Genomic DNA, 5537 nt, shown 5'->3' with positions numbered 1-5537 from the left:
CTGACCAACTCATGCAAGCATACCCGACAGGGTGAGATACATCTGCATTGCTCAATTTCAGAGATTCCTGGAAACGTCACCTTCTCCGTAGCGGATACGGGTACAGGAGTACCTCCGGAAATGGCAGAGAACATATTCGAGCGCTTTGCGAAGCTCAACACCTTCGTCCAGGGTGCCGGACTAGGACTCAATATCTGCCGTACCGTAGCCGAGAAGCTCGGTGGCAAGGTCTATCTCGATACCAGCTATTCTCCTGGCGCAAGGTTCGTGTTTACCCTCCCGCTTTAATATCTTCAAGACACAAAAAAAGTCACGATTGACCAAAAGGATAATCTCTTGTCAATATGGGAATGGCTTTTTAAAGAAAACGTCTTGACAAGAATATATGAATTGCTATCTTTGCAAAAGACTTCAAGTCACAGTTATACCCAATTATTTATTCACACAACAAAATTACTTCAAGATGAAAAAGTTACTTCTTGTTGCTACTTTCGTAGCTGCGATGCTCCTTTCAGCATCATGTACAAAGGACACTCCTTACGGAAACGTTCCAATCGATGAGATTCCTCTCAAGTCAGCTCCTATCGACATCATCCCTAACGTACCAGAGCCAGAGATTCCGCTCTAGTAGATAGATTAGGTGCCAATAGAATAAAAGGCGATGACCCCGAAGTCATCGCCTTTTATATTTTCTGTGGGCAGCGTCGCTATCCGAAGAACGGGGTGGTGCTCTTCCCGTTAGGGTTCTTCCTGTCCGGAATCATGAATACGAAACGGGCACCGTTCGTATATGTCGTATCGAGCATGACCTTACCTTCGAGCTTCTCTGCTATGATGCTGCAGATATTGAGTCCGAGACCGTTGCCCTGGGTGAAATTGTCCAGCTGGGTGAATCTCTTGAATATATACTCGGCCTTCTCTGGAGGAACGCCGGTGCCGGTGTCGGTCACGGAGAAGGTGACCATGCCTGGATTCTCAGTCAGTGAGACCTTCAGTACTATCTCTCCTGAAGTTGTGTGCTTGCAGGCGTTCGTGAGGAAGTTGATGATGACCTGCTGGACACGACGTCCGTCAGTGTAGATGGAGTATCTGTCGTCCAGCTCGCACTCCATCCTGAGATCCACGCCTGCGGGCACCCTGTAGGTGACGGTGTTCAATGCTCTCTCGCAGATTCCCTTCACAAGGTCGTCTCCGAGGTTTATCTTGTATACGCCTCCGTCAATGTCGGAAAGATTGAGTATGTCGTCGATGAGCATGGTCAACATATTCGAATTGTTGATGATATGCTCCCCATATTCCTGCTTTTCCTCTTCTGTGATCATTCCGTCAGGTAGACTGAGCAGCTGTGAGAAACCTACGATTGAGTTGAGTGGAGTACGGATTTCATGGCTCATGTTCTGGACGAAGGAGGTCTTGATGTCGTTGGCCTTCTTGAGCGCCTTGTTCTTGTACTGCTGCCTGAAAAGGAGGATGAGCAGAACCGTGATCAGAGCCGTGATTAACGATGCGATGACTATGAGGGAATTCTTCTTCTCGAGACTGGTTATGAGCTGTTCCTGGATATTCACCTGATTGCGGTAGTTGTTCACGTCGAAGCGTGCCGCCATCTCGATGATGTCGTGGTTGGAATTCGCTGTCCTGAGCGAGTCTTCGATATGATTGAGCTGGAGCAACTTGTCAAGAGCGGTGGCGGAATCCTTCTTCGCAAGCGCAAACTGGTACTCATAGCCCAGCCTTGCCGTCCTGTTCCGGAAGCTGCCGATTATGCTGTCGACGGTCTCCCAGTCACCGTCCATCGCGCTCTTGTGCAGGGTGATCATGCCGACCGTACCGCGCGGGATGGTGGTGCCGCGTCTCTCATAATATTCGCTGAGCAGCCTGTAATACTTGTTGAAGTCCTTTCTGTCGTTGTCCTTCGCTGCGTAATAAAGCCTCTCGCGATAGATGAAGGTGGTGTCGTCCTCATGCCTCATGTTCGCCTCGGCGAGATTGAGGTAGTAAGCTGCAGAGTCGGAGCCGACAGGGAAGAAGTCGGCCATGTTCTTGCACATGTTGCTCACGGACTTGTCCGGAAGGTCGGCGAGTACAAGGTCGATAGCCTTGCGCAGATAGATCTTCGTGAACTCGTCGCTGTTGCGCGCCGTTGAGATGGTGATGAAGCAGCGGTAGCAAAGGTAGAGACCGTTGCTGTTCTTGCGCTGGAGTGCATCTACATGCATGGAGTTCGCAAGCTCAAGCGCTCTCACTCCCATCTTCTTGGCTATGTGGTAGGTGATTTCGTCGTAGTAACCGAAGAACAGCAGTTCATCGTATCCGTTCTCCTTCGCGACTCTTCGCAGTTCTTCTGAATTCTCGACGATCTGACCGTAGAAATCCGTGTTGTCGACACCGGTGCTGAGCCTGTTGAAATGCTTTACTCTGTAATGGAGGGCGAGACACTGGAGATAGCTGTCGCTGTTTTCCCTTGCCTGGTAGAGCAGCTGATTGCAGAAGACCAGGCAGGAATCCTTGCCGATAAGTGCGTCTCCCTTGTCGCGAACCCACTCGTATTCCGGCCGTATCTTGGCAATAGGCCTGGTCTGTTGGGCGTCGGCTGAGATAGACAAGTGGATTGCCGACATTATTAAGATACAGATAATTAACCTTAATCTCATAGTGTTGCTCGCAGATGATACAAAAATGAGAAAAAATTGCGATATTTGGTGAATATAAATAAACTTACTTATGGTAAACTTCAAATATTACGCTCCTACAAGGGTAGAATTCGGAAAGAATACAGAAAACAAGGTCGCCGAGCTCATCAAGCAGTTCGGCGGAACAAAGGTTCTCGTCCACTATGGCGGACAGAGTGCCATAAAGTCAGGACTCCTCGGAAAGGTTGAGGCACAGCTCAAGGAAGCAGGCATAGAGTATGTCCTTCTCGGTGGCGTAGTGCCTAATCCGCGCCTCTCGAAGGTGCGCGAGGGACTCGAGATCTGTCATCGTGAGGGTATCGACTTCCTCCTCGCCGTCGGTGGCGGCTCAGTCATCGACTCATGCAAGGCTATCTCTGCCGGATTCTATTACGAGGGTGATGTATGGACCCTCTACAAACACGAAGACCATGTGACCAAGTGCCTCCCTCTCGGATGTATACTTACCATCCCTGCTGCCGGCAGCGAGATGAGCGACGGCTCAGTCATCACCAACGAGGACGGCGGCCTCAAGAAGGACTATTGCACTGATATCTTCCGCTGCAAGTTCGCTATCATGAATCCGGAGCTTACCTACAGCCTTCCGGCTTGGCAGACCGCATGTGGAGCAGTGGACATCATGATGCACACCATGGAACGCTACTTCTCCATCAACGACGACATGGAGATCACTGACGCTATCGCCGAGGCTCTTCTCCGTACCGTCAAGACCGAGGTTGCGAAAGTCCTCAAGAACCCTACTGACTACAACTCACGTGCACAGATCATGTGGGCTGGAAGCCTTGCTCATAATGACCTCACCGGCTGCGGTACCACCGGCGACTGGGCTACCCATTGCCTCGAGCATGAGCTCAGCGGTATGTTCGACGTTTCGCATGGTGCGGGCCTTGCGGCAATGTGGGGTAGCTGGGCTCGCTACGTACGCGAGGAGAACATGAGCCGTTTCGCACGCTTTGCAGTCAATGTCATGGGCGTTGAGCCAGGTGAGATGAGCTGTGAGGAGCTTGCGGAGGCCGGAATACAGGCTATGGAGGCTTTCTACCACTCGATCGGCATGCCTACCAGCATCAAGGAACTCATCGGCAAGGACATCACCGACGAGCAGATCGAGGAGATGGCAGACAAGTGCAGCAATTACGGTAAGATCACAGTTGGCGCTCTCAAGGTGCTCAGCCGTGACGACATGGCTGCAATCTACAGGATGGCAAAATAATATTAACCTACAATAACACTTAAACCATGAAAGTCGGAATCATTGGAGCAGGCTGGATCGCCGAAAGGATGGCGGTAGCCCTCAATGGCCTCAAGAGGCCGGATATCACCTGTTATGCAATCGCATCCAGAAGCCTCGAGAAGGCTCAGGCATTCGCTAAGCAGTGGAACATACCAAAGGCATACGGCAGCTATGAGGAGCTTGTGGCTGATCCGGATATCGATCTCGTATACATCGCGACCCCTCACTCACACCATTATCAGCACTCCGTCCTCGCCATCAACGCAGGCAAGGCTGTTCTCTGTGAGAAGGCGTTCACCGCAAACGCAAGGGAAGCAGAGGCACTCCTCAATCTTGCACATGAGAAGGGCGTATTCATTACCGAGGCTATCTGGACCAGGTACATGCCGCTCTCACTCAAGGTGATGCAGCTTCTCAAGGACGGCGTGATAGGTCGCCCTCGTCAGATCTCAGCGAGCCTTTGCTACGCTATGGAGTTCAAGGAGAGAATCGTACGTCCTGACCTCTGCGGCGGTGCGCTCCTCGACCTCGGTGTATACAGCATCAACTTCGCGAGGATGTTCTTCGGCACCGACATCGTGAAGTCGAACTCGATGTGCATCAAGAATGACACTGGCATGGACCTCTACAACAACGTGATCCTCCAGTGGGCAGATGGCAAGGTCGCAAACCTCCAGTCAAGTTGCCTCAGCCGCTGCAACCGTCAGGGCCTGATCACCGGCGACGACGGTTACATCGTGATCGACAACATCAACTGCCCAGAGCGTGCTCGCGTATATGACGCCGACTACAAGCTCGTTGCAGAATACCTTCCTGAGCCAGACCAGGTCAACGGATACGAGTATCAGGTGATCGCCTGCAAGGAAGCTATGGACCAGGGACTCCTCGAGTCTCCATACATGCCTCATGAGGAGACACTTTCGATCATGAAGCAGATGGATGCTCTCCGCAAGGAGTGGGGAGTGGTCTATCCAATGGACTAATAACTGATTAACTAGAATATGTACAGAAAACTTACACTCGCGGCTGCAGCTGCCGTCGTCTCAATGACAGCATTTGCCCAGCCTAAGCTTACCAAGGACAACATCGACGAGGTTCTCTCGGCAATGACTCTCGAAGAGAAGGCCACACTCGTGGTCGGCTCTGGATGGGGAGGAATGTCTGCCGGATCTCTTACAGGATCGGATCGATCTCTCGTTGAGGGAGCAGCAGGAACAACCCAGGCTATTCCTCGCCTCGGCATTCCTAATACCGTGCTTGCGGATGGCCCTGCCGGTCTTCGTATCAATCCTACCCGTCAGGGAACTGACAAGACATTCTACTGCACAGGTTTCCCTGTAGGAACTGTCCTCGCCTGCAGCTTCGACGTAAATCTTGTCGAGGAACTTACCCAGCTCATGGGTAACGAGGTGCTCGAATATGGTGCCGACGTGCTTCTCGCACCAGGTATGAACCTCCACAGAAATCCTCTCTGCGGACGTAACTTCGAGTATTTTTCTGAGGATCCTCTCCTCAGCGGAAAAATGTCTGCTGCTTACGTAAGGGGTATCCAGAGCCAGGGCGTAGGTGTTTCTGTAAAGCACTTCATGGGCAACGACCAGGAGATCAAC

6 protein-coding genes are annotated in these 5537 nt (G+C 51.7%); 5 read left to right on the top strand and 1 reads right to left on the bottom strand.

Annotated elements, in window-relative coordinates; genetic code table 11:
* A partial coding sequence (locus AC06ND_RS06260) for a sensor histidine kinase (RefSeq protein ID WP_475678138.1) occupies positions 1-288 on the top strand: 288 nt, incomplete at its 5' end.
* 175 nt (positions 289-463) lie between these two features.
* On the top strand, positions 464-628 hold the full coding sequence (locus AC06ND_RS06255; RefSeq protein WP_475678137.1) for a hypothetical protein: 165 nt from the start codon (positions 464-466) through the stop codon (positions 626-628).
* A gap of 79 nt (positions 629-707) precedes the next feature.
* On the opposite strand, the gene AC06ND_RS06250 is transcribed toward AC06ND_RS06255, so the two are convergent.
* Complete coding sequence (locus tag AC06ND_RS06250) at positions 708-2621, bottom strand: sensor histidine kinase (protein ID WP_475678136.1); 1914 nt, start codon at positions 2619-2621, stop codon at positions 708-710.
* Between the two features lie 103 nt (positions 2622-2724).
* Here AC06ND_RS06250 and AC06ND_RS06245 point away from each other — a divergent pair, with 103 nt between their 5' ends.
* The 3 genes from AC06ND_RS06245 to AC06ND_RS06235 all read left to right on the top strand — a co-directional run.
* Positions 2725-3906: an iron-containing alcohol dehydrogenase gene (locus AC06ND_RS06245; protein WP_475678135.1), complete on the top strand. Its 1182-nt coding sequence runs from the start codon at positions 2725-2727 to the stop codon at positions 3904-3906.
* Between the two features lie 26 nt (positions 3907-3932).
* Positions 3933-4910 (top strand): Gfo/Idh/MocA family protein, encoded by a 978-nt coding sequence (locus AC06ND_RS06240; protein WP_475678134.1) that lies wholly within the window; start codon positions 3933-3935, stop codon positions 4908-4910.
* Positions 4911-4928: 18 nt separating this feature from the next.
* A partial coding sequence (locus AC06ND_RS06235) for a glycoside hydrolase family 3 N-terminal domain-containing protein (protein ID WP_475678133.1) occupies positions 4929-5537 on the top strand: 609 nt, incomplete at its 3' end.

It is taken from the genome of Candidatus Cryptobacteroides sp. (assembly GCF_056207615.1).
This window is presented reverse-complemented; position numbering and strand designations above follow the sequence as displayed.